The organism is Streptomyces sp. NPDC059443 (assembly GCF_042750105.1).
Classification (GTDB): Bacteria; Actinomycetota; Actinomycetes; order Streptomycetales; family Streptomycetaceae; genus Streptomyces.
The window spans coordinates 9,815-34,553 of sequence record NZ_JBHYVM010000030.1 but is presented as its reverse complement, the minus strand read 5'-3'; the positions used below and the strand labels follow the sequence as shown (position 1 = coordinate 34,553).

General features: G+C 71.7%; 19 protein-coding genes and 1 pseudogene. 9 read left to right on the top strand and 11 right to left on the bottom strand.

Going from position 1 to position 24,739, the window contains the following annotated elements; translation table 11 throughout:
• Positions 1-9: 9 nt before the first annotated feature.
• Positions 10-564 (bottom strand): EF-hand domain-containing protein, encoded by a 555-nt coding sequence (locus tag ACFXDJ_RS26050; RefSeq protein ID WP_384656343.1) that lies wholly within the window; start codon positions 562-564, stop codon positions 10-12.
• Between the two features lie 99 nt (positions 565-663).
• Here ACFXDJ_RS26050 and ACFXDJ_RS26045 point away from each other — a divergent pair, with 99 nt between their 5' ends.
• The 3 genes from ACFXDJ_RS26045 to ACFXDJ_RS26035 all read left to right on the top strand — a co-directional run bounded on the left by ACFXDJ_RS26045 (position 664) and on the right by ACFXDJ_RS26035 (position 4,301).
• Positions 664-2,274: an aldehyde dehydrogenase family protein gene (locus tag ACFXDJ_RS26045; RefSeq protein ID WP_384656340.1), complete on the top strand. Its 1,611-nt coding sequence runs from the start codon at positions 664-666 to the stop codon at positions 2,272-2,274.
• A gap of 146 nt (positions 2,275-2,420) precedes the next feature.
• Complete coding sequence (locus tag ACFXDJ_RS26040) at positions 2,421-2,759, top strand: hypothetical protein (protein WP_384850488.1); 339 nt, start codon at positions 2,421-2,423, stop codon at positions 2,757-2,759.
• Positions 2,760-2,843: 84 nt separating this feature from the next.
• Entirely contained in the window at positions 2,844-4,301 is a 1,458-nt protein-coding gene (locus tag ACFXDJ_RS26035) for a S28 family serine protease (protein ID WP_384850411.1), read from the top strand.
• 54 nt (positions 4,302-4,355) lie between these two features.
• Here ACFXDJ_RS26035 and ACFXDJ_RS26030 read toward each other — a convergent pair whose 3' ends face one another.
• Both ACFXDJ_RS26030 and ACFXDJ_RS26025 read right to left on the bottom strand, forming a co-directional pair.
• On the bottom strand, positions 4,356-6,266 hold the full coding sequence (locus tag ACFXDJ_RS26030; protein WP_384850408.1) for a glycoside hydrolase family 3 protein: 1,911 nt from the start codon (positions 6,264-6,266) through the stop codon (positions 4,356-4,358).
• A 10-nt stretch (positions 6,267-6,276) separates the two neighbouring features.
• On the bottom strand, positions 6,277-7,239 hold the full coding sequence (locus ACFXDJ_RS26025; RefSeq protein ID WP_384656331.1) for a LysR family transcriptional regulator: 963 nt from the start codon (positions 7,237-7,239) through the stop codon (positions 6,277-6,279).
• An 82-nt stretch (positions 7,240-7,321) separates the two neighbouring features.
• Between ACFXDJ_RS26025 and ACFXDJ_RS26020 the strand changes: the two genes are divergently transcribed.
• Entirely contained in the window at positions 7,322-8,287 is a 966-nt protein-coding gene (locus ACFXDJ_RS26020; protein ID WP_384850405.1) for an EamA family transporter, read from the top strand.
• Here the strand turns inward: ACFXDJ_RS26020 and ACFXDJ_RS26015 are convergent.
• Positions 8,238-8,608: pseudogene (locus ACFXDJ_RS26015) on the bottom strand (GNAT family N-acetyltransferase); the annotation flags it as partial. The gene ACFXDJ_RS26020 and the pseudogene ACFXDJ_RS26015 overlap by 50 nt on opposite strands.
• A gap of 243 nt (positions 8,609-8,851) precedes the next feature.
• A complete protein-coding gene (locus tag ACFXDJ_RS26010) occupies positions 8,852-9,454 on the bottom strand; it encodes a DUF937 domain-containing protein (RefSeq protein ID WP_384656323.1) in 603 nt (200 codons plus the stop codon).
• A 276-nt stretch (positions 9,455-9,730) separates the two neighbouring features.
• Here ACFXDJ_RS26010 and ACFXDJ_RS26005 point away from each other — a divergent pair, with 276 nt between their 5' ends.
• Together ACFXDJ_RS26005 and ACFXDJ_RS26000 are read left to right on the top strand one after the other, a co-directional pair.
• The gene (locus tag ACFXDJ_RS26005) at positions 9,731-11,974 is read left to right on the top strand and encodes an ATP-dependent RecD-like DNA helicase (protein WP_384658345.1); all 2,244 of its coding nucleotides are present in this window, start codon (positions 9,731-9,733) and stop codon (positions 11,972-11,974) included.
• Positions 11,975-12,156: 182 nt separating this feature from the next.
• Positions 12,157-13,446 (top strand): citrate synthase, encoded by a 1,290-nt coding sequence (locus ACFXDJ_RS26000; protein ID WP_384658342.1) that lies wholly within the window; start codon positions 12,157-12,159, stop codon positions 13,444-13,446.
• A gap of 252 nt (positions 13,447-13,698) precedes the next feature.
• Here ACFXDJ_RS26000 and ACFXDJ_RS25995 read toward each other — a convergent pair whose 3' ends face one another.
• Together ACFXDJ_RS25995 and ACFXDJ_RS25990 are read right to left on the bottom strand one after the other, a co-directional pair.
• On the bottom strand, positions 13,699-16,008 hold the full coding sequence (locus ACFXDJ_RS25995) for a heavy metal translocating P-type ATPase (RefSeq protein WP_384658340.1): 2,310 nt from the start codon (positions 16,006-16,008) through the stop codon (positions 13,699-13,701).
• 105 nt (positions 16,009-16,113) lie between these two features.
• The gene (locus tag ACFXDJ_RS25990) at positions 16,114-16,347 is read right to left on the bottom strand and encodes a heavy-metal-associated domain-containing protein (protein WP_384658338.1); all 234 of its coding nucleotides are present in this window, start codon (positions 16,345-16,347) and stop codon (positions 16,114-16,116) included.
• A gap of 199 nt (positions 16,348-16,546) precedes the next feature.
• Here ACFXDJ_RS25990 and ACFXDJ_RS25985 point away from each other — a divergent pair, with 199 nt between their 5' ends.
• Complete coding sequence (locus tag ACFXDJ_RS25985) at positions 16,547-17,800, top strand: cation:proton antiporter (RefSeq protein WP_384658348.1); 1,254 nt, start codon at positions 16,547-16,549, stop codon at positions 17,798-17,800.
• On the opposite strand, the gene ACFXDJ_RS25980 is transcribed toward ACFXDJ_RS25985, so the two are convergent.
• Positions 17,778-18,509, bottom strand: a complete 732-nt coding sequence (locus ACFXDJ_RS25980) for a TetR/AcrR family transcriptional regulator (protein WP_384658336.1) — start codon at positions 18,507-18,509, stop codon at positions 17,778-17,780. The two genes, ACFXDJ_RS25985 and ACFXDJ_RS25980, sit on opposite strands and share 23 nt — an antisense overlap.
• Positions 18,510-18,650: 141 nt before the next feature.
• Between ACFXDJ_RS25980 and ACFXDJ_RS25975 the strand changes: the two genes are divergently transcribed.
• Positions 18,651-20,900 (top strand): MMPL family transporter, encoded by a 2,250-nt coding sequence (locus ACFXDJ_RS25975; RefSeq protein ID WP_384658333.1) that lies wholly within the window; start codon positions 18,651-18,653, stop codon positions 20,898-20,900.
• A 61-nt stretch (positions 20,901-20,961) separates the two neighbouring features.
• Here ACFXDJ_RS25975 and ACFXDJ_RS25970 read toward each other — a convergent pair whose 3' ends face one another.
• The 3 genes from ACFXDJ_RS25970 to ACFXDJ_RS25960 all read right to left on the bottom strand — a co-directional run bounded on the left by ACFXDJ_RS25970 (position 20,962) and on the right by ACFXDJ_RS25960 (position 23,423).
• Entirely contained in the window at positions 20,962-21,162 is a 201-nt protein-coding gene (locus ACFXDJ_RS25970) for an AlpA family transcriptional regulator (RefSeq protein WP_030297784.1), read from the bottom strand.
• A gap of 281 nt (positions 21,163-21,443) precedes the next feature.
• On the bottom strand, positions 21,444-22,457 hold the full coding sequence (locus tag ACFXDJ_RS25965) for a Gfo/Idh/MocA family protein (protein WP_384658330.1): 1,014 nt from the start codon (positions 22,455-22,457) through the stop codon (positions 21,444-21,446).
• Positions 22,458-22,508: 51 nt separating this feature from the next.
• On the bottom strand, positions 22,509-23,423 hold the full coding sequence (locus tag ACFXDJ_RS25960; RefSeq protein ID WP_384658327.1) for a sugar phosphate isomerase/epimerase family protein: 915 nt from the start codon (positions 23,421-23,423) through the stop codon (positions 22,509-22,511).
• 66 nt (positions 23,424-23,489) lie between these two features.
• Between ACFXDJ_RS25960 and iolC the strand changes: the two genes are divergently transcribed.
• Positions 23,490-24,482: a 5-dehydro-2-deoxygluconokinase gene (gene iolC, locus ACFXDJ_RS25955; RefSeq protein ID WP_384658325.1), complete on the top strand. Its 993-nt coding sequence runs from the start codon at positions 23,490-23,492 to the stop codon at positions 24,480-24,482.
• The last annotated feature ends 257 nt before the right edge of the window (positions 24,483-24,739 follow it).

Genomic DNA, 24,739 nt, shown 5'->3' with positions numbered 1-24,739 from the left:
CCTGTCGGATCAGAGTTCGCCGAACAGCAGGTTCCCCGGGGCGTCCTCGTCGTCACCGGTGTAGTACTCGCGTACGGCATCGAGGAGTTCGTCCACCGACAGGAACCCGTCGTGGTTCGTGTCGATCCGGGCGAAGAGCACGTCCGCGTCCTCGCGGTTCAGCTTCGTGTCGAAGGCCAGCTGGGCCTTGTGGAACTCCTCGGTGCTGATGCGCCCGTCGCCGTCCGTGTCGACGACCAGGAGCATCGCCTGGACCATCGGCCGGAACGACCTGTCGTACGCCGCGCCGCCGCCCTGGTAGAGGCGCGTCATGCCCTGCTTGTACTCCTGCGGCGTGACCTTGCCGTCCCGGTCGACGTCCAGCTCGGTGAAGAGCTCCTGCCAGAAGTCGACGAGCCCGCCCATCACCTGGGTCGCCTTGGGAGAGGTGGCCGGCTCCCCGAGGGCCGACAGCAGGCGGGAACCGAGCCCGATGATGTCGTGCTCGTCGATCACCTGGTCCCCGTTGACGTCCATGTGGGCGAAGGCGCGGTCCAGCTTGCGGTCGAGCAGGTCGGTCGTCATTTCTGATGCCTCTCACGGCTACGGTGCGCGGTCCTGTGCTCACCTAGCGTAATCTCCTTCTTGATCGTGAACTCCCGTTATCCCGCTAGGAAGTTGTGGATGCACTCTTACGAGGTATGGGTCGGGGGTGCCGAAGAGCCCGGCACCCGTTGGGTCTACTGGCCCCGGGTGGGTCAACTCCTGCGCGAGCCGTTCGCGGTGCTCGGCCTCAAGGCCCGGCTGGAACGCGGCGAGGACCTGCCCTACGACGACCGTCTACTGGCCGGCCGCGTCGCCATGTCCACCCCGGAGCAGGGCCTGCGCGCCCTGGCCGCCGCCCGCGCCGCCCAGCCGGCGTGGGCGAGGGTGCCGCTCGCCGACCGGCTGGAGCTGCTGCGCGGCGTCCACCGGGCCGTCGTCGAGCGGCGCGAGGAGCTGACGGACCTGCTGGTCGCCGAGGGGCACCCCGTACGGCTGGCGGCCTGGGAGCTGGACTCGGTGGCCTGCGGCCTCCATCCGGACTCCGTGGCCGACTTCGCCGAGCGCCTGCGGGAGCCCGAACGGACCGCGGCGGGCCGGCGGATCCGGATGGTGCGCAAGCCGGACGGGGTGGTGTGCCTGAGCCCGCCGCGCAACGCCCCGACCTCGAACTCCTTCTACGGGGTGACGGCGCTGGCCGCGGGCAACAGCCTGGTCGTCAACGCGCCGCCGACCGCCCCGCTGGGCGTCAGCTTCGTCTACCGGGAGATCGTGGCCCCGCTCCTGGAGCGGCTCGGCGCCCCGCCCGGCACCCTGAACGTGGTCTCGACGCACGCCCGCGCCGTGCTGCGCCAGTGGCTGGACAGCCCCGACTGCGACGACCTCGTCTTCTTCGGCGGCTCCGAGCAGGGCCTCAGGCTGGAGCGGGAGTGCGTGGCCGCGGGGAAGAAGCCCGTACTCGAACTGTCGGGCAACGACGGGGTGCTGGTGTGGCACGACGCCGAGACCGGTCTCGCCGCGCGGGCCCTGTGCGAGCGGTACTACGGCTCCGGGCAGATCTGCATGACCCCGAAGTTCGCCATCGTCCACCCGGAGGCGGCGGACCGGCTCCTGAAGGAGCTGCTGGAGCGGGTGGGGGAGATCCGGCCCGGTGTGCCGGAGGATCCGCACACGGTGCTGAGCCCCGTGGTCAAGCGGGCGGAGTTCACCGAGTTCCTCGACGAGGTGCTGGCGGCCGGCGGGCGGTTGCTGTGCGGCGGGGAGTTCGTGGACGTGGACGACGTGCCGACGGAGGCGGGACCGTTCATCCGGCCGGCGGTCGTCCGGGTGGACGGGCTGGCCGCGGCCGCCCGGCTGCGCGCCTTCCGCGAGGAGACCTTCTTCCCGCTGCTGTGCGTGGTCGTGCCCGAGGTGTCGGCGGGCCTCGACGAGGCCATCGGCTTCCTCAACGGCAACCGCTACGGCCTGCGCAATTCCCTGTGGACGCAGGACGAGCGGATCGTCGAGCGGTTCTGTGAGGAGGTGGTCAACGGCGGCATGCTGAAGGTCAACGATTCGCACATCGGCTGCCTGCCGGTGCTCCCGTACAACGGCGGCACGGGCGCCACGGGTGGGATCTTCGGCGAGGCCAACCAGCCCGCCGTGCGCACCACCCATCTCCAGTCGATCGCCGTCGCCACCCTGGTCAGGCCCCGGGAATCGGTCTTCGACCACGCGGCGGGGGGTGAGGCGAAACCAGTGGTGGCGGGCTGATTCCTTGTCCACCGCAACCTTTCGAGGGCATCGGGTGTCGTACGTGCGTACGCGCGTTGTACGTACGACCGATGGGGGACAGGGTGTTCAAGGCACGGAACCGACGCGGACGCCGGGCGGCCGGCCTGGGGGTGTTCGCGGCGACGATGTGGTTCGTCGTGGCCGGGCTGCTGGGGGCGCCGCCCGCGCAGGCGGCGACCGGGGGGTGCGGGGGGCAGCTGGTGCGGACCCTGCCGTTCTCCACGGGCGAGGTGCGCGTGTACCGGACCCGCGATCAGGCCTGCGCGGTGGCGGTCGCCCGCGAGCCCGGCGTACGCCGCCCGATGTCGGTGAGCATCCAGCCCCGCGGGGGCGCCCCGGTCCGTGACGCAGGGCGATTCACCCGATATGCCGGACCTGTCACCGTCCACGCGATCGCGCGCTGCGTGTATGTAAAGGGGAGCGTGGGGGCCGGATCCATCGATTCCGGCTGGATACTGTGCTGATGGACCGGCCCAACTAGGTCTGTTCAGCTGTGCGTTGACCCCGCTAGGTTCACGGCGACCGAAGTGAACTCAAGGGGAGGGTGAATGCGCAAGACGCTCGGATGGCTGCTGTCGCTCGTGGTGCTCATCGGCACCATGGGGGCAGCCGGCTTCACGGCACAAGCGGCCACCGCCGCAGGGCCGGCCGCCGCCACGGATGCCACCGCAGGCACGACCACGGACATCAAGGACCAGATCCTCTCCATCCCGGGGATGAGCCTGATCGAGGAGAAGCCGTATCCCGGCTACCGCTTCTTCGTACTGAACTACGAACAGCCGGTCGACCACCGCGCGCCGTGGAGGGGCACCTTCAAGCAGCGCCTGACCCTGCTGCACAAGGACGTCTCGCGGCCCACCGTGTTCTACACCTCCGGCTACAACGTCAACACCAACCCGCGCCGCAGTGAGCCCACGACCATCGTCGACGGCAACCAGGTATCGCTGGAGTATCGTTTCTTCACCCCCTCCCGGCCCGACCCGGCCAACTGGGCGAACCTGGACATCTGGCAGGCCGCCAGCGACCAGCACCGGATCTTCACCGCGCTGAAGAAGATCTACAAGAAGAACTGGCTGGCCACGGGCGGCAGCAAGGGCGGCATGACGGCCACCTACTTCGAGCGCTTCTACCCCCGTGACATGGACGGGGTCGTCGCGTACGTCGCGCCCAACGACGTGGTCAACAACGAGGACTCGGCCTACGACCGGTTCTTCACCAAGGTCGGCACCAAGGAGTGCCGCGACAAGCTGAACGCGGTGCAGCGCGAGGCGCTCGTGCGCCGCGACCCGCTGGAGGTCAAGTACGCGGCCGCAGCCGCCGAGAACGGCTGGACCTTCACCACCGTCGGCAACCTCGACAAGGCCTACGAGGCCGTCGTGCTCGACTACGTGTGGGCCTTCTGGCAGTACAGCCTGCTCTCCGACTGCGCCTCCATCCCGGTCGCCGCGACCGCGAGCGACCAGGAGATCTGGGACACGGTCGACACGATCTCCGGCTTCTCGGCCTACGCCGACCAGGGACTGGAGACGTACACCCCGTACTACTACCAGGCGGGTACGCAGCTCGGTTCGCCCGACATCAAGCAGCCCCACCTGGGCAACCTGAGCCGCTACGGCTACCAGCCGCCGCGCAGCTTCGTGCCCCGCGACATCCCGATGACCTTCCAGCCGGGAGCGATGAAGGACGTGGACAACTGGGTCAAGCACCACGCGAACCAGATGCTCTTCGTCTACGGGCAGAACGACCCGTGGGGTGCGGAACCGTTCCACCTCGGCTACGGGGTCCACGACAGCTACGTGATGATCGCGCCGGGCGCCAACCACGGGGCCAACGTGGCCAAGCTCCAGGACGGCGAGAAGGCCCTCGCCACCGCGAAGATCCTCCAGTGGGCCGGAGTGGCCCCGGCCGCCGCGCTCGCCGACTCGGCGAAGGCCGCGCCGCTGGCCAAGCCGGACGCGCGGCTCGACCAGCGGGACCTGGAGCGCGAGCCGATGCTGCGGCCGTAGCTCTCCGGTAGGGCCCGCTGGTCCACGGGCCGGCCGGGGCGCCAGGGACATCCCCTAGGGCCCGTACGCCAGCCCGTGGCCCAGCGGGTAGCGGCCCGGCACCGGGACCGGCAGGCGCCCGGTGGGCCGCACGGCCCCGGTGATCACCCGGGCCGCCGCCCGCAGCTCCACATCCGTCCAGGTGTACGTCGCGAGCTCGGCCGCGCACTTCGGCAGCCGGGCCGGGTCGTACGGGTTGCGCAGCGCGAGCAGGACCACCGGCACCCCGGTGGCCAGCAGTTCCGCGACCAGCTCGCGCTGCGGACTCTCGCCCTCGGGGACGTTGTACGTGCACACGAGCACCGCGGCGTTCCCGGGGGCGGCCGCCACCGCGCGGGCGGGGGCCACGGCCGTCGCCCGGCAGCCCAGCGCGGACAGCTCCCGGGCCAGTACCGAGGTAGGGGGCCCCGTCGTACCCGTGGGGGAGACCGGGTCGGTCCCGGTGACCAGCAGCAGCGGCCGGGCCTTCGCGTCCAGCGGGAGCAGCTTCACCGGATTGGCCAGCAGCGTCGTCGTCCGGGCCGCGATCTCGTCGGCGGCGGCCAGGTGTGCCGGGATCCCGACCGTCGCGTCCACCGCCTCGGCCGTGGTCGCCACCCGCGCCGTGTCGAACAGGCCCCGGCGGGCCTTCAGTTCCAGGATCCGCAGGACGGACTCCTCGATCCGGGCCCGCGTCAGCTCGCCCGAGGCCAGGGCGGCCAGCACGCTGCGGTGCGCGAGCCCCAGGTCCGGCGGGTTCAGCAGCTGGTCGCAGCCCGCCTTCAGGGCCAGCACCGGGACCCGGTCGTCCCCGTACTTCTGGCGCACCCCGGCCATGTCCAGGGCATCGGTGACCACCACTCCCTGGAACCCCAGGCGTTCGCGCAGGATGCCGGTGACGATGGGCCTCGACAGGGTCGCCGGATCCCCCGAGGGGTCGAGCGCGGGGAAGACGATGTGCGCGGTCATGACCGCGTCCACGCCCGCCGCCACGGCCGCCCGGAACGGAGGCTCGTCCAGCTCCTCCCACCGCGCGCGGGTGTGGGTCATCAGCGGCAGCCCCACATGGCTGTCGGTTCCCGTGTCCCCGTGCCCCGGGAAGTGCTTCGCGGTGGCGGCCACCCCGGCGCCCTGGTACCCGCGGACCTGGGCGGCGACCAGGGCCGCCACGGCGTGCGGGTCGGAGCCGAAGGACCGTACGCCGATCACCGGGTTGGCGGGGTCGGTGTTCACGTCGGCCACCGGCGCGTAGTTGTGCCGGATGCCCATCGCGGCCAGCTCGGCGCCCGCGATGCGCGCGGCCCGGCGGGCCTCGGCGGTGGACCCGCCCTCACCCAGCGCCAGGGCGCCCAGCGCCATCGCCCCGGGGAGCAGGGTCGCGGGCTTGCCGATCCGCGCCACGGCGCCGTGCTCCTGGTCGATGGACAGGAGCAGCGGGATGCCCGCGCCCGTAGCCGCGCCCGTACCCGTACCCGTGCCCCCGCTCGCCGGGGCCGGGGCCGTGGCCGCACGCTGGAGGCCGGCCGACAGTTCGGCGATCTGCTTCGGGGTGCGGGTGTTGTGCGCCCAGCCGAAGTAGACGATCCCGCCCAGGTGGTAGCGGGAGACCAGCTCGGCGGCGGTGCGCACCCCGAACAGCGCCTGGTTCTGCGCGGCGTCCTCCGGGTCGGGATCGGTGGCCGAATGCCCGTACACCCGCGACACGAAGAGCTGCCCGACCAGCTCGGCCGGGCTCATCCGGGCCATGGTCTCGCGCAGCGCGGCCCGGTCGGGGGTCCGCGCGGGGACCTCGTCGCCCGGCCGGTGGTCGTCGGGGGCCGGTCCCCCCGGGGCCGGTCCGGCAGGGGCCCGGGAGGTTCCGACGGCGGCGGAGACGGCCCCCGCGGCGGTGACGGCGGCCACGGCGGCCGCGGTGAGCAGGGTCCGGCGGGAGGCTTGGTACGGCACGCGCCGGACGCTACTGCCGGGCCGCGCCCCCGGAGCGGCGGACACTCGCCAGGTCCCCCGGACGGGGGCTGTCCGGGCCCTGGAGCCAGTGCTCCTGCAAGGTCCGCACCGTCTCGGTGATCGCGGGCCGGCGGGCCGCCCCGGTCCGCCACAGGGCGTACAGGCGGCGGACCGGGCCCGGCTCCAGCGGTACGGCCACCGCCCCCGGCGGCAGGACCCCGGTGCCCAGGCGCGGTACGACCGCCACCCCGAGCCCGGCCGCGACCAGCGCGACGATGGTGTGGTTCTCCTCGGCGACGTGCGCGATGTCGGGCTCGTACCCGACCGCGCGCAGGGTCCGTACCAGCCAGTCGTGGCAGACCCGGCCGGGCGGCTGGCACACCCACCGCAGCCCGCCCAGATCCTCCCTGCGGATGGCGGCGCGGCGGGTGAACGGATGCCCGGCCGGCACCACGAGGTCGCAGGGATCGTCCCCGATCACCGCCTGCTCAACCCCCTCGGGGGTGGGCAGCGGGGCGATGTCCCAGTCGTGCGCGACCGCCAGATCGGTGACGCCCCGGGCCACCAGGTCCACCGAGAGATGGGGGTCCACCTCCGTCAGGCGGACCTCCAGCGCCGGATGCCGGGCGGCCAGATCGGCCAGCACCCCCGGCAGCAGCCCGCGCGCGGCCGAGGCGAAGGCGGAGACCGCCAGCAGCCCGCTCGGCTGCCCGCGCCGCTCCTCCAGGGTGGTCTCGGCGCGCTCCACGATGGCCAGCAGCTCCTGCGCGGTGTCCGCCAGGTGGCGCGCCTCCTCGGTGAGCGCCACCCCGCGCCCGCGCCGCTCCAGCAGCGTGGTCCGGGTCTCCCGCTCCAGCTTGGCGATCTGCTGCGAGACGGCGGAAGGGGTGTATCCGAGGGCGGCCGCCGCGCCCGCGACCGAACCGTGGACGGAGACGGCGTGCAGGGCGCGGAGCCGGGCGAGATCGAGCATGGGAGAAGCGTAAGCGTTGCTTCATCCATCCCGGAAGAGATCCGCGCTGGTGCTAAATGGTTGAGGGGCCGATGCTCGGAGCATGCGTCCCGTACACATCGCACTCGCCGTACTCGTCGCCGCCGTCTGGGGCTTCAACTTCGTCGTCATCGAGATCGGCCTCGGCCACTTCCCGCCGCTGCTCCTGTCCGCCCTGCGCTTCCTCGTCGCCGCCGTTCCCGCCGTCTTCTTCGTCGGTCCGCCCAAGGTCGCCTGGAAGTGGATCGTCGGGGTCGGAATCGCCCTCGGCATCGCCAAGTTCGGCCTGCTCTTCACGGGGATGGCGCACGGGATGCCCGCCGGGCTCTCCTCCCTCGTCCTGCAGATCCAGGCCGTCTTCACCGCCGTCCTCGCCGCCGTCGTCCTGCGCGAACGCCCGGGGCGGGTACGGATCCTGGGCATGGCGGTGGCGCTCGGCGGGATCACCGTCGCAGCCGTGGACGAGGGGACGTCCGGGCCGGTGCTCGGCTTCGTGCTCGTGGTCGCGGCCGCCGCCTGCTGGGGCGTCTCCAACGTCCTGACCCGCAAGGCCGCGCCGCCCGACGCGCTCAACTTCATGGTCTGGGTGTGCCTGGTCCCGGTGCTGCCGCTGTTCGGGCTCTCGCTGCTGATCGAGGGCCCCGAGCGGGATCTGGCCGCTCTGAGCGGCCTCGACTGGTCCGGGGCCGCCGTGATCGGGTACGTCGCCTGGGTGTCCACCGTCTTCGGCTTCGGGGCCTGGGGCTACCTGCTGCGCCGCTACGCGGCCTCCGCCGTCGCGCCGTTCTCCCTGCTGGTCCCGGTGTTCGGGATGTCCTCGGCCGCGCTGGTCCTCGGGGAGGGGATCTCGGGGCTGCGCTGGGTGGCCGCGGCCCTGCTCGTCGGCGGGGTGGCGCTCACCTCGCTGGCTCCGGGGGGCGCGAAGCCCCGTACGGCCGTTGGCGCGGTCGTCGCTACGGGGTCTACGAGGGCTACGGGGCCTACGGGTGCTCCCGTAGGGGCAGCCGCCAGTCCTGCCCCGTCAGGGTGACCCCGTAGGACCGGTGGGGGCGTTCGGCGACCAGGGTGAATCCGGCGCGCTGGTAGAGGGAACGGGCCGAGGTCAGCACGTCGTTGGTCCAGAGGACCAGTTCGCGGTAGCCGACCGAGCGGGCGAAGTCGACCACCGTGGCGACGAGCTCGGCCCCGATGCCGTGGCCGCGGCCCGCCGGTTCCACCAGGAGCAGCCGCAGCCTCCCCCAGCTACCGCTGGGAGGTGCCCCCAGGCGCCCGGCGCGCCGTCCTCCCGTACGCACATCACCGGGCCGACCGGGCGGCCGTCCAGCTCGGCGATCCAGACCCGCTTGAGGTGGTGTCGCCCACTTGGGTGAACTGTTCGGCTTTGAGCCCGCGGGCGAGCGGCCGAGCAATACGTTGGTGCCCTCCCACGGAGCGGTCAGGGCTTGGCCGTCATGAGGGTCCTCGGGCCCGAGTGAGAAGCCTCCTCGTTCGCGAGGCGGAGGAGTCACGGCGCCCGAGGATAGCGAGGCGCGGAGGGGGCGGGGCCGGGGGATGGCTCCCGCCCCCGTACCTGCCCGCCTCGCCGCGCGGGTGACTACTTCTTGCCGCCGCCCAGGATCTGGCCCAGCAGGTCGCCGAGGCCGCCGCCGGCCGGCGTGGCGCCCGGGGCACCCGGCGTGGCGCCCGCCGCGCCCGGTACGGCTCCGGGGGAGGGGATCGGGGAGTCGGCGCCGGACCCGGCGGCCGAAGGGCTCGTACCGCCGCCCCCGCCCTTGCCGGCGGCCGCGCGCTTGGCGAAGACGGCCAGCAGCACCGGGATCAGCAGCTCGATGACGCGGGCGATGGTGGGGGCGGGGATGCCGGTCTTCTTGGAGACGGCATTGGCCACGGGCTTGCTCACCTTGGCGAGCACCCCGGCCATCATCCCGCCGCTGAGCATCCCTCCCAGGCCGCCGCCGAGGGTGGCCACGCCCTCCAGCGGTGCCTCGGTCACCTCGGCGAAGGCCTGGCGGACCTCGTTGCCGTCGTCGTCATCGGTGTCGGCCTTCGCCTGGAGGTCGCCGGTCATCGCGCCGATGGTGGTCGCGACGGTCTCGCGGGCGCCGGTCGCGTCGGTGCCGAGGAGTCCGGCGATCTCGGTCAGCCGGTCGTCGCCGAGCTCGTTGATCACGTCGTCCTGGAATGAAGGTTCGCTCATGCCGGAAACGCTACTTCTGTGGCGATTCGCCGGCACCTCGGATCGCGCTGGGATCACCCTTGGGTAATGACGGAGTAAAGGTGTGAATCGGCGTGCAACCACCGGCGGGGGTCGCGGGTCGTATGTTGCGTCGGCGCTTCCAGGGAGGGATCTGGGGGGATCGGGAAGTCCGACGAGGGAGGGGTAACCGTGAGGGGGTCCGGCCGGAAGGCCGGACCCCCTTTCGGTTGTCCACAGGCCCGGCGGGCCGTCGGTGGCAGGCGGTAGTTTCGGCACATGACTACCAACGCGGCGGTGCAACAGGCAGTGGTCGAGGGGGTGCTGGAGCGCATCACCTACGCCAACGAGGAGAGCGGATACACGGTCGCGCGGGTGGACACCGGCCGCGGCTCCGGTGACCTGCTCACGGTCGTCGGATCTCTCCTCGGGGCCCAGCCGGGCGAATCGCTGCGCATGGAGGGCCGCTGGGGCTCGCACCCCCAGTACGGCAAGCAGTTCACCGTCGAGAACTACTCCACGCTCCTGCCCGCGACCATCCAGGGCATCCGGCGCTATCTCGGATCCGGCCTGATCAAGGGCATCGGCCCGAAGATCGCCGACCGGATCGTGGAGCACTTCGGCACGGACACCCTCGACGTCATCGAGGAGGAGCCGAAGAGACTGATCGAGGTGCCCGGCCTCGGCCCCAAGCGGACGAAGATGATCGGTGCCGCCTGGGAGGAGCAGAAGGCCATCAAGGAGGTCATGGTCTTCCTCCAGGGGGTCGGCGTCTCCACCTCCATCGCGGTGCGCATCTACAAGAAGTACGCCGACGCCTCCATCTCCGTGGTCAAGAACCAGCCCTACCGGCTCGCCGCCGACGTCTGGGGCATCGGCTTCCTCACCGCCGACCGCATCGCCCAGGCCGTGGGCATCCCGCACGACAGCCCGGAGCGGGTCAAGGCAGGCCTCCAGTACGCCCTGTCCCAGTCCACCGACCAGGGCCACTGCTTCCTGCCCGAGGACCGGCTCATCTCCGACGGGGTCAAGCTGCTCCAGGTGGACACCGGACTGGTCATCGACTGCCTGGCCGAGCTCGCCGCCGATCCGGAAGGGGTCGTACGGGAATCCGTGCCGGACCCGGCGGGCGGCCCGGACCTCACCGCCGTGTACCTGGTGCCCTTCCACCGGGCCGAGCTGTCGCTGGTCGGCCAGGTGCGCCGGCTCCTGAACGCCGACGAGGACCGGATGCCGGCCTTCCGGGAGGTGGACTGGGAGAAGGCGCTGGGCTGGCTCGCCGGCCGGACCGGGGCCAAGCTCGCCCCCGGGCAGCGGGACGCGGTCCGCCTCGCCCTCACCCGCCGGGTCGCGGTCCTCACCGGGGGCCCGGGGTGCGGCAAGTCCTTCACCGTCCGCTCGATCGTGGAACTGGCCCGCGCCAAGAAGGCCAAGGTGGTGCTCGCCGCCCCCACCGGCCGGGCGGCCAAGCGGCTGGCCGAGCTCACCGGGGCCGAGGCCTCCACGGTGCACCGGCTGCTGGAGCTGAAACCGGGCGGGGACGCGGCGTACGACCGGGACCGCCCGCTCGACGCCGACCTGGTCGTCGTGGACGAGGCCTCGATGCTCGACCTGCTGCTGGCGAACAAACTGGTCAAGGCCGTGGCACCGGGAGCCCACCTGCTGCTGGTGGGGGACGTGGACCAGCTGCCCTCGGTCGGCGCCGGCGAGGTGCTGCGCGATCTGCTCGCCGAGGGCGGGCCGGTCCCCGCCGTCCGGCTGACCACGATCTTCCGGCAGGCCCAGCAGTCCGGCGTGGTCACCAACGCCCACCGGATCAACACCGGCCTGCCGCCGATCACCGACGGGCTGCCCGACTTCTTCCTCTTCCCCGAAGAGGACACCGAGGAGGCCGGAAAACTCGCCGTGGACGTCGCCGCACGGCGCATTCCGGCCAGATTCGGGCTCGACCCGCGCCGCGACATCCAGGTGCTCGCCCCCATGCACCGGGGCCCGGCCGGCGCGGGGAACCTCAACGCCCTGCTCCAGCAGGCCATCACCCCGGCCCGGCCGGACCTGCCCGAGAAGCGCTTCGGCGGCCGGGTCTTCCGGGTGGGCGACAAGGTCACCCAGATCCGCAACAACTACGAAAAGGGCGCCAACGGCGTCTTCAACGGCACGGTCGGCGTGGTTACCGCCCTGGACCTGGACGAACAGCGCCTGACGGTGCGCACCGACGAGGACGAGGAGGTGGAGTACGAGTTCGGCGAGCTCGACGAGCTGGCACACGCGTACGCCGTCACCATCCACCGCTCCCAGGGGAGTGAATATCCGGCCGTGGTGATCCCGGTCACCACCGGGGCCTGGATGATGCTCCAGCGCAACCTGCTCTACACGGCGGTGACCCGGGCGAAGAAATTGGTCGTCCTGGTCGGGTCCCGCAAAGCCCTCGGTCAGGCGGTGCGTACCGTTTCCGCAGGCAGGAGGTACACCGCCGTAGCACCCAGACTGTCCGGACGTATACCGGTGGGAAACATCACCTAAATGATCGATCATTTGGGGTTCCACCAACCGGCGCGGAGGGGCAGGATGAGCAGCTTGGCGGCACTGAGTGCCGTCGAAACCGCCAAAGGCCGACCCCGAGTGCACTCTCCTGCGCCAAATGGGGGAAGGTAGAGGCAGTCAGGGCACCTCGAAGAAGAGGCACTACGTCGGTGAGGGATGACGTGAGCGACAACTCTGTAGTACTGCGGTACGCGGACGGTGAATACACCTACCCGGTGGTCGAGAGCACCGTCGGTGACCAGGGCTTCGACATTGCGAAGCTCAGGGCTCAGACCGGGCTGGTCACCCTGGACAGCGGCTACGGAAACACCGCCGCCTATAAGTCCGCCATTACCTACCTCGACGGTGAGCAGGGCATCCTGCGCTACCGCGGATACCCGATCGAGCAGCTCGCCGAGCGCTCGACCTTCATCGAGGTCGCTTACCTGCTGATCAACGGGGAGCTGCCGACCGTCGACCAGCTCGCGTCGTTCCGCAACGAGATCACCCAGCACACGCTTCTGCACGAGGACGTCAAGCGGTTCTACGACGGCTTCCCGCGTGACGCGCACCCGATGGCGATGCTGTCCTCCGTGGTCAGCGCGCTGTCGACGTTCTACCAGGACAGCCACAACCCGTTCGACGAGAAGCAGCGCCACCTCTCGACGATCCGGCTGCTCGCCAAGCTTCCGACGATCGCGGCCTACGCGTACAAGAAGTCGGTCGGCCACCCGGTGGTCTACCCGCGCAACGACCTCGGCTACGTCGAGAACTTCCTGCGCATGACCTTCTCCGTGCCGGCCCAGGAGTACGACCTGGACCCGGTCGTGGTCGCGGCGCTCGACAAGCTGCTGATCCTGCACGCGGACCACGAGCAGAACTGTTCGACCTCCACCGTGCGTCTGGTCGGCTCCTCGCAGGCGAACATGTTCGCCTCGATCTCCGCCGGCATCTCGGCCCTGTGGGGCCCCCTGCACGGTGGCGCCAACCAGTCCGTTCTGGAGATGCTCGAAGGCATCAAGAACGACGGCGGCGACGTCGACGCCTTCATCCGCAAGGTGAAGAACAAGGAAGACGGCGTCCGCCTGATGGGCTTCGGGCACCGCGTCTACAAGAGCTTCGACCCCCGGGCGAAGATCATCAAGGCGGCGGCGCACGACGTCCTCTCGGCGCTCGGCAAGGACGACGAGCTGCTCGACATCGCGCTCAAGCTGGAAGAGCACGCGCTGGCCGACGAGTACTTCGTCGAGCGCAACCTCTACCCGAACGTGGACTTCTACACGGGCCTGATCTACCGCGCGATGGGCTTCCCGACCGAGATGTTCACCGTGCTCTTCGCGATCGGCCGGCTGCCCGGCTGGATCGCCCAGTGGCACGAGATGATCAAGGAGCCCGGCTCCCGCATCGGCCGTCCGCGCCAGATCTACACCGGCGAGGTCCTGCGCGACTTCGTCCCGGTCGAGTCCCGCTGACCCGAGGCTCTCGCAAAGACAGGAAAAGCGCCCCGCCATCGATCCCCCCACGGGTCGAAGGTCGGGGCGCTTTCCTTACCCCGGAACGGATTCCCCCCACGGGACCCGGACCGGGTGTCCAAGTGCCGGGAAGTCCCAAGACTTCCCGGCATCGCCCCATTAGACCCACGAGCCCGCCCGATGGTTACGTTGCGGTCGCTGTGATCTGCGTCTCGCGTGAAGGAAGTGTGTGCGAGTTGCGAAGGGTGGTCACTAGCGGAAGGAGCGCAGCCGCAGGCTGTTGGTCACCACGAAGACCGAGGAGAAGGCCATCGCGGCCCCCGCGATCATCGGGTTGAGCAGTCCGGCGGCCGCCAGCGGCAGCGCCGCGACGTTGTAGCCGAAGGCCCAGAACAGGTTGCCCTTGATGGTGGCCAGGGTCCGCCGGGAGAGCCGGATCGCGTCCGCCGCCACCCGCAGGTCGCCCCGTACGAGGGTCAGGTCGCTCGCCTCGATCGCCGCGTCGGTCCCGGTGCCCATCGCCAGGCCCAGGTCGGCTTGGGCGAGCGCGGCCGCGTCGTTGACCCCGTCGCCGACCATGGCGACCGTACGGCCCTCGGCCTGCAGCCGGCGTACGACGTCCACCTTGTCCTGCGGGAGGACCTCGGCGATGACCTCGTCGATGCCCACCTCGCGGGCCACCGTTTCGGCGACGGCCTTGTTGTCGCCGGTCAGCAGGACCGGGGTCAGCCCCAGGGCCCGCAGCCGGGACACCGCCTCGGCGCTGGTCTCCTTGACCGCGTCGGCCACGGTCAGCACCCCGCGGGCCTCCCCGTCCCAGGCCACCAGGACGGCGGTGGAACCGGCCGCCTCGGCGGCGGCCTTGGCCCCGGCCAGGGCGGCGGGCAGCGCGATCGACCAGTCGGCCAGCAGCTTCTCGCGGCCCACCAGGACGGCGTGGCCGTCGACCACGCCCTGGACGCCGAGCCCGGCGAGGTTCTCGAAGCCCTCAGGGACCGGCAGGGCCCCGGCCCTCTCGGCGGCGCCGGTGGCGATGGCCCGCGCGATCGGGTGCTCGGAGGCGTGCTCCAGCGAACCGGCCAGGCGCAGCAGCTCGGTCTCGTCCACGCCCTCGGCGGGGTGCACGCCGGCCAGGGTCATCCGGCCGGTGGTGACCGTTCCGGTCTTGTCCAGGACGATGGTGTCCACGCGGCGGGTGGACTCCAGTACCTCGGGGCCCTTGATCAGGATCCCGAGCTGCGCGCCCCGCCCGGTGCCGACCATCAGCGCGGTCGGTGTGGCCAGGCCCAGGGCGCACGGGCAGGCGATGATCAGGACGGCCACGGCGGCGGTGAACGCGGCCGTCGGGTTGTCGGTGATCAGCAGCCAGGTCACCCAGGTGCCCAGCGCCAGCAGCAGCACGACCGGCACGAAGACGCCGGAGATCCGGTCGGCGAGGCGCTGCACCTCGGCCTTGCCGTTCTGCGCGTCCTCGACCAGCTTGGCCATCCGGGCGAGCTGGGTGTCGGAGCCGACGCGGGTCGCCTCGACGACCAGGCGGCCGGAGGCGTTGACGGTGGCGCCGGTGACGGAGTCGCCGACGGCGACCTCGACCGGGACGGACTCGCCGGTCAGCATGGAGGCGTCCACGGCGGAGCTGCCTTCGACGACCGTGCCGTCGGTGGCGATCTTCTCGCCGGGCCGGACGACGAACCGGTCGCCGACGGCGAGCGCGCTCACGGGGATGCGCACCTCGGAGCCCCCGCGCAGGACGGCCACGTCCTTGGCGCCCAGGCGCATCAGTGCCTTGAGGGCGGCTCCGGCCTTCCGCTTCGAGCGGGCCTCCAGGTACCGGCCGAGCAGGATGAAGCTGACGACTCCGGCGGCCACCTCCAGGTAGATCGCGGAGGAGCCGTCGGTACGGGAGATGGCGAAGTCGAACTCGTGGCGCATGCCGGGCATTCCGGCGTGGCCGAAGAACAGGGCCCACAGCGACCAGAGGAAGGCGGCTCCGGTGCCGACCGAGACCAGGGTGTCCATGGTGGCGGCGCCGTGCCGGGCGTTGGTCCAGGCGGCCTTGTGGAAGGGGAGGGCGCCCCAGACGACGACGGGGGCGGCGAGGGTGAGCGAGAGCCACTGCCAGTTGTCGAACTGGAGGGCCGGGACCATCGCGAGCAGGACGACGGGCAGGGCGAGCGCGGTGGAGACCAGGAGGCGCTGGCGCAGCGCGGCCAGTTCGGGGTCGCGCACCTCCTCGGGCGCCGCGGACTCCTCCACGTGCTCGGGCTCCGGCGGCGGGGGCTCCTCGGCGGTGTAGCCGGTCTTGACCACGGTCGCGATGAGGTCGGCGACCTCGACGCCCGTGCCGTACGAGACCTTGGCCTTCTCGGTGGCGTAGTTCACCGAGGCGGTGACCCCGTCCATCCGGTTCAGCTTCTTCTCGATGCGGGCCGCGCAGGAGGCGCAGGTCATCCCGCCGATGGTCAGCTCGACCTCAGCGGTGGCCGTGGCCGCGGGCGCGGCCGTGGCCTCGGCGGCACCGGCCGTCGCTATGGGTCCGTCGTGCACTGTGCTGCTGCTCATGATCCGGGCTCCAGGGGGAGGGCCGGGCCGTACGGAACCAGTATGAGCTGGCCGGTACGGCCCGGCGGGGCTGTGCCGAAGAGATGCGTGCTGAAGGGGAAGGGCTCAGACCTGGCCGGCGAGCTCGTACCCGGCCTCGTCCACGGCGGCGCGTACGTCGGCCTCGTCGAGCGGGGCGGCCGAGACCACGGTGACCTCGCCGGTCGCGGCGACGGCCTTGACCGAGCTGACGCCCGCCAGGGCGGAGAGCTCGGCGGTCACCGCGCCCTCGCAGTGCCCGCAGGTCATGCCGGTCACCCGGTAGACGGTGGTGGTCTGGGTGTCCGTGTCGGCGCTCATGTCGTTCTCCTCTTCAAGGGCGTATCCGGGCGGCGGGAGGCGGTGGATCGCTCCACCGGGCCCCGACACTCAGAGACTATACCCCTAGGGGGTATGGATGCGAACATTCTCCGGGATCTTTCGCGGAGGCCTTGGCCCGGCGCCGTACCGCGATGCCGTGAAGTGGACAAGTGCTGGAAAGCGTATGTAAATGGCACCCATGGGGCATTCGGGGACAACTCTCATTCTGATCATGGCGATCGCGGTGCTCGCCCCCCTGCTCGCGTACGGGGTCTCGCGCTGGCTGCCCGTTCCGCTGGTGATCTTCGAGATCCTGCTGGGCGTCCTCGTCGGGCCCGACATCCTCGGGTGGGCGCACTCGGGCGAGGTGGTCGACGTACTGAGCCAGCTCGGTCTCGCCATGCTGATCTTCCTGGCCGGCTATGAGATCCAGTTCGCCCAGGTCAAGGGCGACACCCTGAAGCGGTCGGTGTGGGCCTGGGTGGCCGCCCTCGCGTTGGGGCTCGGCATCGGACTGCTGCTGTCGGGCGGCGGGTTCGACAAGGGCGTCTACATCGGCACCGCGCTCACCAGCACCGCCCTGGGCACGATCCTGCCGGTCCTGCGGGACGCGGGGGACCTTCAGGGCAGGTTCGGCACCGTGATGATGGCGATGGGCGCGGTCGGCGAGTTCGGACCGATCATCGCGATGGCGCTGCTGCTCAGCGGGCGGGCGCCGGGCCGCTCGGCGGCCCTGCTGATCGCCTTCGCGGTGCTCACGGCCGCGGCGGTGTTCTGGGCGATGCGGCCCAAGCCGCCCTGGTTCTCCCGGGTCATCGCCCGGACCCTGCACAGCAGCGGGCAGTTCGCGGTGCGGCTGGTGGTGCTGATGCTCGTGGCGTTCCTGGGTCTCGCCCAGGTGCTCGGCCTCGACGTGCTGCTCGGCGCCTTCGCCGCCGGGCTGATCACCCGTCTGGTCCTGCAAGGGGCCGCCCCGGAGAGCAGCGAGGTCGTGCTCTCGAAGGTGGAGGCCATGGGCTTCGGTTTCCTGGTTCCGCTGTTCTTCGTGGTCACCGGGATCGAGTTCGACCTGAAGGCGCTGCTCGGGGGCGGGCGGGTGCTGCTGTTGCTGCCGGTCTTCCTGCTGCTGTTCCTCGTCGTGCGCGGGCTGCCCATGTGGCTGCTGGCCCCCCGGGACCTCGCGCGGCGGGACCGGTCGGCGCTGGCGCTGTTCGGGTCCACGGCGCTTCCGCTGGTGGTGGCGATCACCACCCTCGGGGTGCAGGACGGCAAGCTCGGGTCGGGGGAGGCGGCGGCGCTGGTGGGGGCCGGGATGGTCTCCGTACTGGTGTTTCCGCTGGTGGGGCTGCGATTGCGGGCGGGTTCCCCCGGTGTCGGTGCCGGTACCAGGGAGGGCGGGCCCGTGGCGGGCGGCGGTTCCGGGGCGCGGGTCAGCGAGGAGGAGGCGTGGTGAGCATCGGGTCCAGGTAGCGCAGCAGGACGATCTTCAGCTCGGCGACGTACGCGGCGCGTTCGGCGCCCTCGCTGGCCAGGATCAGTTCGAGCGAGGCCTTGACGATGACGAGGACCATCTGCGCGACGTGGGTGAGCTCGGCCGAATCCGCCGCCGGCCCGGCCGCGGGCGGGGTGCGGGATTGCAGCACTCCCTCGATGCGGGTCAGCATCCCGGCGTGCAGTTCGTCGTGCTCCTGGGCGATCCCGGGGACGCCGGAGCCGTGCATGAGCGCCCAGAAGGCCGGGTTCTCGCAGTTGAAGGCGATGACCGGGTCCAGGACGGCGTCGATCACCTCGGGCAGCGGCCGTTCCAGGTTCTCGGGGAGGAAGGCCTGGCCGTGCGCCTCGTGGGCACGCTGGAGCAGCTGGCCGCCCAGCTCGACGGCGATGGCCTCCTTGTTCGGGAAGAACTGGTAGAGCGTGCCCGGGGACACGCCGGCCTCGCGGGCGATGGCATTGGTGCTGGCCGCGGCGTAGCCCGTGCGGCAGAACACCCCGGCGGCGGCCGACAGGAGCTGGGCGATACGGCGTTCCCCGCGGGCCTGGCGGCGGCGGGGAGCGGCTTCGGGGGTCGCCTCGGGGGCCGCTTCGGGGGTCGCCTCGGCGGCCTCTGTGAGGTCCTTTTCACCCGCTTTGTCGGTGCTCCCGGTCCTGGAGGTCTCCCGCATGTCCAATCCCTTGCTTCCCGTTGCTTCCCGTGGGTGATTGACAAACGCGAGAGATCGCTCGCATTCTTGGAAAACGCGAGCGACTGCTCGTATTTGCCAGTCTATGTGGCCTGGCAATCACGGTGAAGGGGACACCGAGTCATGTCCGAAGTCAAGAAACCGCCGTCGCCCGGGGAGGGCGGCCGGTGGACCCGGATCGTCACCGCACGTCCGAGGCTCTCGCTGCTGCTCGCGCTCGTGGTCACGGCACTGGCCGTCTTCGCGGGGGGCGGAGTCGCGGACCGGCTGGGCAGTGGCGGCTGGGAGGACCCGGGAGCCCGGTCCACCTATGCCACCCGGGCCCTGGAGCGCGAGTTCCCCGGCTCCCAGCCCAATCTGCTCCTGCTCGTCGACGCCGGGACCGGGGCGGGAGCCGCCGGGGTGGACGACCCCGCCGTCGCCGCCGAAGCCGAGCGCCTGACGGCCGAGCTCGCCGCCGAGCACGGGGTGGCCGGCGTGGGCTCGTACTGGCGGACCCGCCTGCCCACCCTGCGCTCCGAGGACGGCCGGCAGGCACTGATCGCCGCCCGGGTGCTCGGAGACGAGAAGACGGTCATCACCGTGCTCGACCGGATCGCCCCGCGCTACCGGGGTGAGCACGGCCCGGTGAAGGTCTCCCTCGGCGGACCGGCCGCCGTCCAACGCGAGATCACCTCCACCGTCCAGGAAGACCTGCTGCGCGCCGAGCTGATCGCCCTGCCCGTCACGCTCGTCCTGCTCGTCCTCGTCTTCGGCAGCGCCATCGCGGCCCTGCTGCCCCTCGGAGTCGGCATCGTCGCCGTCCTCGGGACCAATGCCGTGCTGCGCGGTCTCACCGAGTTCACCGACGTCTCCGTCTTCGCGCAGAACCTGACCACCGCGCTAGGGCTCGGACTCGCCATCGACTACGCCCTGTTCATCGTGCGCAGGTTCCGTGAGGAGCTGGCCGCCGGGCGCGACCCGGTGGCGGCCGTCGGAGCCACCCTGCGGACGGCCGGGCGCACGGTGCTCTTCTCGGCGCTGACCGTCGCCGTCTCCCTCTCGGCCATGCTGTTCTTCCCGATGTACTTCCTGCGCTCCTTCGCCTACGCCGGGGTCGCGGTGGTCCTGCTCGCCGCGGCCGCCGCGCTGATCCTGCTCCCCGCGGCGCTGGTGCTGCTCGGGGAGCGGGTCAACTCCCTCGACCTGCGGCGGCTGTGGCGGCGGCGTCGGACGGCCGCTGAAGACGGCGGCAGCGGGGCCGGGGGCGGGCGGGGCTGGGCCCGGCTGACCGGGCTCGTGATGCGACGCGCCCCGCTGTTCGCGCTGGCCACCACGGCCGGACTGGTGTTCCTCGGACTGCCCTTCCTCGGGGTGAAGTTCGGCTCCGTGGACGACCGGCAGCTGCCGAAGACCGCCGAATCGCACGTGGTGCAACAGCAGATACGCGACGCCTTCCCGGGCAGCCCCGGCGGCACCCTGACCGTGCTGACCGAGGGGGCGCCCGCCCCGGCCGACCTCGACGGCTACAAGCGGCGGGTGGAGGCCCTGCCCGGAGTGGTGCGGGTGGAGGGGCCGGTGAGCTCCGCCTCCGGCGGTGGGTACGCGTACCTCTCGGTACTCACCGAAGGCGAGGCCATCGGGGAGCGGGCCCAGGACCTGGTCGGCCAAGTCCGCAAGGTGGACGCCCCCTTCGAGACCTCCGTGACCGGACAGGCGGCGCGTCTCGTCGATACCCGCAGCGCCATAGCCGAGAAGCTGCCCCTGGCCCTGGCCGTCGTGGTGCTGGCCACGCTGCTCCTGGTCTTCCTGCTCACCGGGAGCGTGCTGATACCCCTCCAGGCGGTCCTGCTCAACGCACTGAGCCTGACCGCGATGTTCGGCGCGGTGGTCTGGGTCTTCCAGGAGGGGCACCTCTCCGGACCGCTCTCCTTCACCGCCACGGGCGACATCGAGACCTCCCTGCCCGTGCTGATGTTCTGCATCGCCTTCGGGCTCTCCATGGACTATGGGGTGTTCCTCATATCCCGGATCAAGGAGGAGTACGACCGGACCGGGGACCACGAGGGCGCGGTGCGCACCGGGCTGGCCCGTACGGGCGGACTGATCACCGCCGCGGCCGTGATCCTGGCGGTGGTGATGGTCGCCATCGGCAGCTCGCGGGTGACCAACACCAAGATGCTGGGCCTCGGCATCGCACTGGCCGTGCTGATGGACGCGATGATCGTCCGGAGCCTGCTGGTCCCGGCGGTCATGAAGCTGACCGGGAAGGCCACCTGGTGGGCGCCCGCGCCGCTGCGCAGACTCCACGAACGGTTCGGCCTGAGCGAGGGCGAGGCCGCACCGGCACCCGAGGAGGCGGAGGTGGAGCCCGTACCGGCGGGAAGCCGCTAGCGGCCGGCGGACGGGGCCCGGGAGGGTCCCGTCCGGCGGCCCGGCGGCCGGGTGGCCGGGGTCAGTCCTCGCGACGGCCCCGGTTGCCCGGGCGGCGGGCCACCCAGGTGCGGATGGTGTCGGCGTACCAGTAGGGCTTGCCGCCCTCCACGTGGTCGGGCGCGGGCAGCAGCCCGTGTTTGCGGTAGGAGCGCACGGTGTCCGGCTGGACCCGGATGTGAGCGGCGATCTCCTTGTACGACCACAGCTGTCGGTCGCTCATCCTCGACACCTCCTTGTCCACGCCGCGGGGCCGGCCGGGAGGCCGTCGGGGGAGCCGGCGCGTGGACACTGACGATCACTCAGGTTCTGCCCGGGGAACGACGGACGGTGAGGTCAGGGGAGGGGCTGTCGGTCGGCTGTGACGGAAAACCCGCGTAATGGGGATATGCGTGACACGAAGGAGACCCCTGTGACACAGACGGCACATACCGCTCATGCGGCTCATATGACATATGTAGCTCATGCGGCTCACGTGGCACAGGGGTCGGCCGGAATGCCGGGTCAGCGGTAGAGGGCCGGGCGCTCCGCCAGCTCCACGAGGGTCCGTACGCCGCTGCGTGCCGCGGCCAGGCCCGCCTCGGAGACGGCCGCCGCCGCGTAGCCGTCCCACGCGTCGGGCCCGTCCACCCGGCCCCGCGCGGCCGCGGTGACCCAGCGGCGGAGCTGGCGGTCGTAGGCGTCGGCGAACCGCACCGTGAAGTCTTGGTCGATCTCCCCGCCCCACCGGCCCGCCGACTGGACGACCATCGCGTGGCCGTCGCCGATCCTGGCGCTGCCGGACTCGCCGACGGCCTCGCACTGGACCTGGTAGCCGAAGCCGCAGTTGACGAAGATCTCCACGTCAACGACGGCCCCGCCGGAGGTCTCCATGAGCACGAGCCGGGGATCGCGCAGCCCCTCGCGGGCGGCGGAGGTGGGCGTGGGGGAGAGCACCGTCACGGCGGTGATCTCCTGGCCCAGCAGCCAGCGGGCCGCGTCCACCTCGTGCACCACCGAGTCGCTGATCAGCATGTCGCTGGTGAAGAACGACGGGGAGGCGGCGTTGCGGTGCCGGCAGTGCAGGAAGAGCGGCCGCCCGATCCCGCCCTCGTCGAGCAGCTCCTTGAGCCGGGCGTACTCGGCGTCGTAGCGCCGCATGAAGCCCACCTGGACCAGCCGGCGCCCCTTCCGGGCCTCCGCCTCCATGATCCGCAGGGCCCCTGCCGGCTCCGGGGTCAGCGGCTTCTCGCACAGCACCGGCAACTCCCGTTCCAGTGCGTGCAGGATCGCTTCCTCGTGGGCGGGGCCCGGGGAGGCGATCAGTACGGCGTCCACGCCGGGCGCGGCTATCGCCGCCGCCGGATCGGTGTGCGCGCTCGCGCCCTCCAGCCCGGCGGCGACCTCCTTGACCCGGTCCCCGTCCGGGTCGGCCACGGCCACCACCCGGGCCCCGCCGACGGTCCGCCCGATCCGGCGGACGTGGTCGGAGCCCATCTTCCCGGTGCCGATGACGGCGATGCCGAGCGTGCTGGTCATGTCGCGTTCCTCCGTGAGGGGTGGCGGGCGGTTCGGGGTTCCGGGGTTCGGTCAGCGGGCGCCGCAGGAGCGCAGGTAGGCGCGGGTGCGGCGGGCGATCGGCAGCGGCCGGTCGGGCGGGCACGGGTACATGTCCTGCTCCACGATGGCGAACAGGTCCACGCCGAGCCGCTGGGCGGCCGCGAGCACCGGTTCCAGCGCGGGCACCCCGGCCGGAGGCTCGCACATCACCCCACGGGCCACGGCCGGCCCGAAGGGCACCTGCTCCGCGAGGACTTCGGCGAGGATCCGCGGGTCCACCTGCTTGAGGTGCAGGTAGCCGATGCGCTCCGCGAAGGTCTCGACGGCCTGGACGCTGTCCCCGCCGCAGTACGCGTAGTGCCCGGTGTCCAGACAGAGCGAGACCAGCGCGGGATCGGTGGCGTCCAGGAACCGGGCCACGTTCTCAGGGGTGTCGATGTGCGTGTCTGCATGCGGATGGACGACGATCCGCAGCCCGTAGAGGTCCTGGACCCGGCGCCCAAGCCGCTCGGTCTGGGTGGTCAGTTCGCGCCATTGGGCGGGGGTCAGGGTGCGCTCCTCCAGCACCTCGCCCGTCTTGTCGTCCCGCCAGAAGGAGGGGATCACGACGAGGTGCGCCGCGCCCATGGCCCGGGTGAGCTCCGCGATCCGCGACACGTGCTCCCAGGTGTCCTCCCACACGGCGGGCCCGTGATGGAGTCCGGTGAAGACGGTTCCGGCGGAAACCCGCAGACCGCGCTTGGCGACCTCGTCGGTGAGCCGGACGGGATCGGTGGGCAGGTAGCCGTAGGGCCCGAGTTCGATCCACTCGTACCCGGCGTCGGCGACCTCGTCGAGGAACCGCTCCCACGGGGTCTGCCGCGGATCGTCGGGAAACCAGACGCCCCAGGAGTCCGGAGCCGAACCGATGCGGATACGGGTCAACGCGGGCGATGAGGACGTCATGCGGCCACCTTAAAGTGCGAGGCTCGGAGGGACGGGGAGCATGGGGACGGGAGGAAAGACGTGGTGGTGACGAGTACGGATCCGTTGGCGTTCGACCTGATCACGATGGGGCGCATCGGGGTGGATCTCTACCCCCTGAAGACGGGCGTACCGCTCGGAGAGGCGGACACCTTCGGGAAGTTCCTGGGAGGCTCCCCGACCAACGTCGCGGTCGCGGCGGCCCGGCTGGGGCGGCGGACTGCGGTGATCACCCGGACCGGCGCGGACCCCTTCGGGGCTTATCTGCGGGCGGAGCTGCGCGGGTTCGGGGTGGACGACCGCTGGGCCGGCGAGGTGGCGGACTACCCGACCCCGGTCACCTTCTGCGAGATCTTCCCGCCGGACCACTTCCCGCTGTACTTCTACCGCTACCCGAAGGCGCCGGACCTGGAGATCCGCGCGGAGGAGGTGGACCTCGACGCCGTCTGGTCTGCGCGGGTGTTCTGGATGACGGGTACGGGGCTCAGCGCCGAGCCGAGCCGGACGGCGACCCTGGGCGCGCTGGAGGCACGGGCGAAGGCCGGGATCACCGTCTTCGACCTGGACTGGCGCCCGATGCTGTGGCCTTCGGCGGACGGCGCCTCGGCGGACGGTGCCGCGGGGCCGGGGGAGTGGTACCGCCGGGCCCTCTCGCTCGCCACGGTGGCCGTCGGCAACGCCGAGGAGTGCGCGATCGCCACCGGCGAGACCGAGCCGCACGCGGCGGCCCGCGCCCTGCTCGCGGCCGGGGTGGAGCTGGCGGTGGTCAAACGGGGCCCCGAAGGCGTCCTGGCCGTCCACCGGGACGGGACGGTGGCGGAGCTCCCGCCGGTGCCGGTGACCGTGGTCAACGGGCTGGGCGCGGGAGACGCGTTCGGCGGGGCCCTCTGCCACGGGCTGCTCGCGGGATGGGAGCTGGAGCGGGTGGTCCGCTACGCGAACGCGGCCGGGGCGATCGTGGCCTCCCGGCTGGCGTGTTCGACGGCGATGCCGTTCGCGGGGGAAGTGGAGGAGGTGCTCGGCCGTGCCGGTGGTGTCTGAGCGGGTGATGGAGTGGACGAGGCTGCTCGTACTCGACCTCGTACCGGGGGAGGTGTACGCGCACGAGTGCGGGGAGTCGGAGTGGATCGTGCTCCCGCTGTCGGGCAGCTGCGAGGTCCGCTGCGCGGAGCCTTTCCCCCACCCCGCCCCTTCCCGCAGCGCCGAATTGCGGCTTCGCCGTGGGCGGGCTCTGCCCGGACCCGGGGGGGGGGGGGGGGGGGGGGGGGGGCGGGGGACCGAGCCACCCCCCGCCGCGA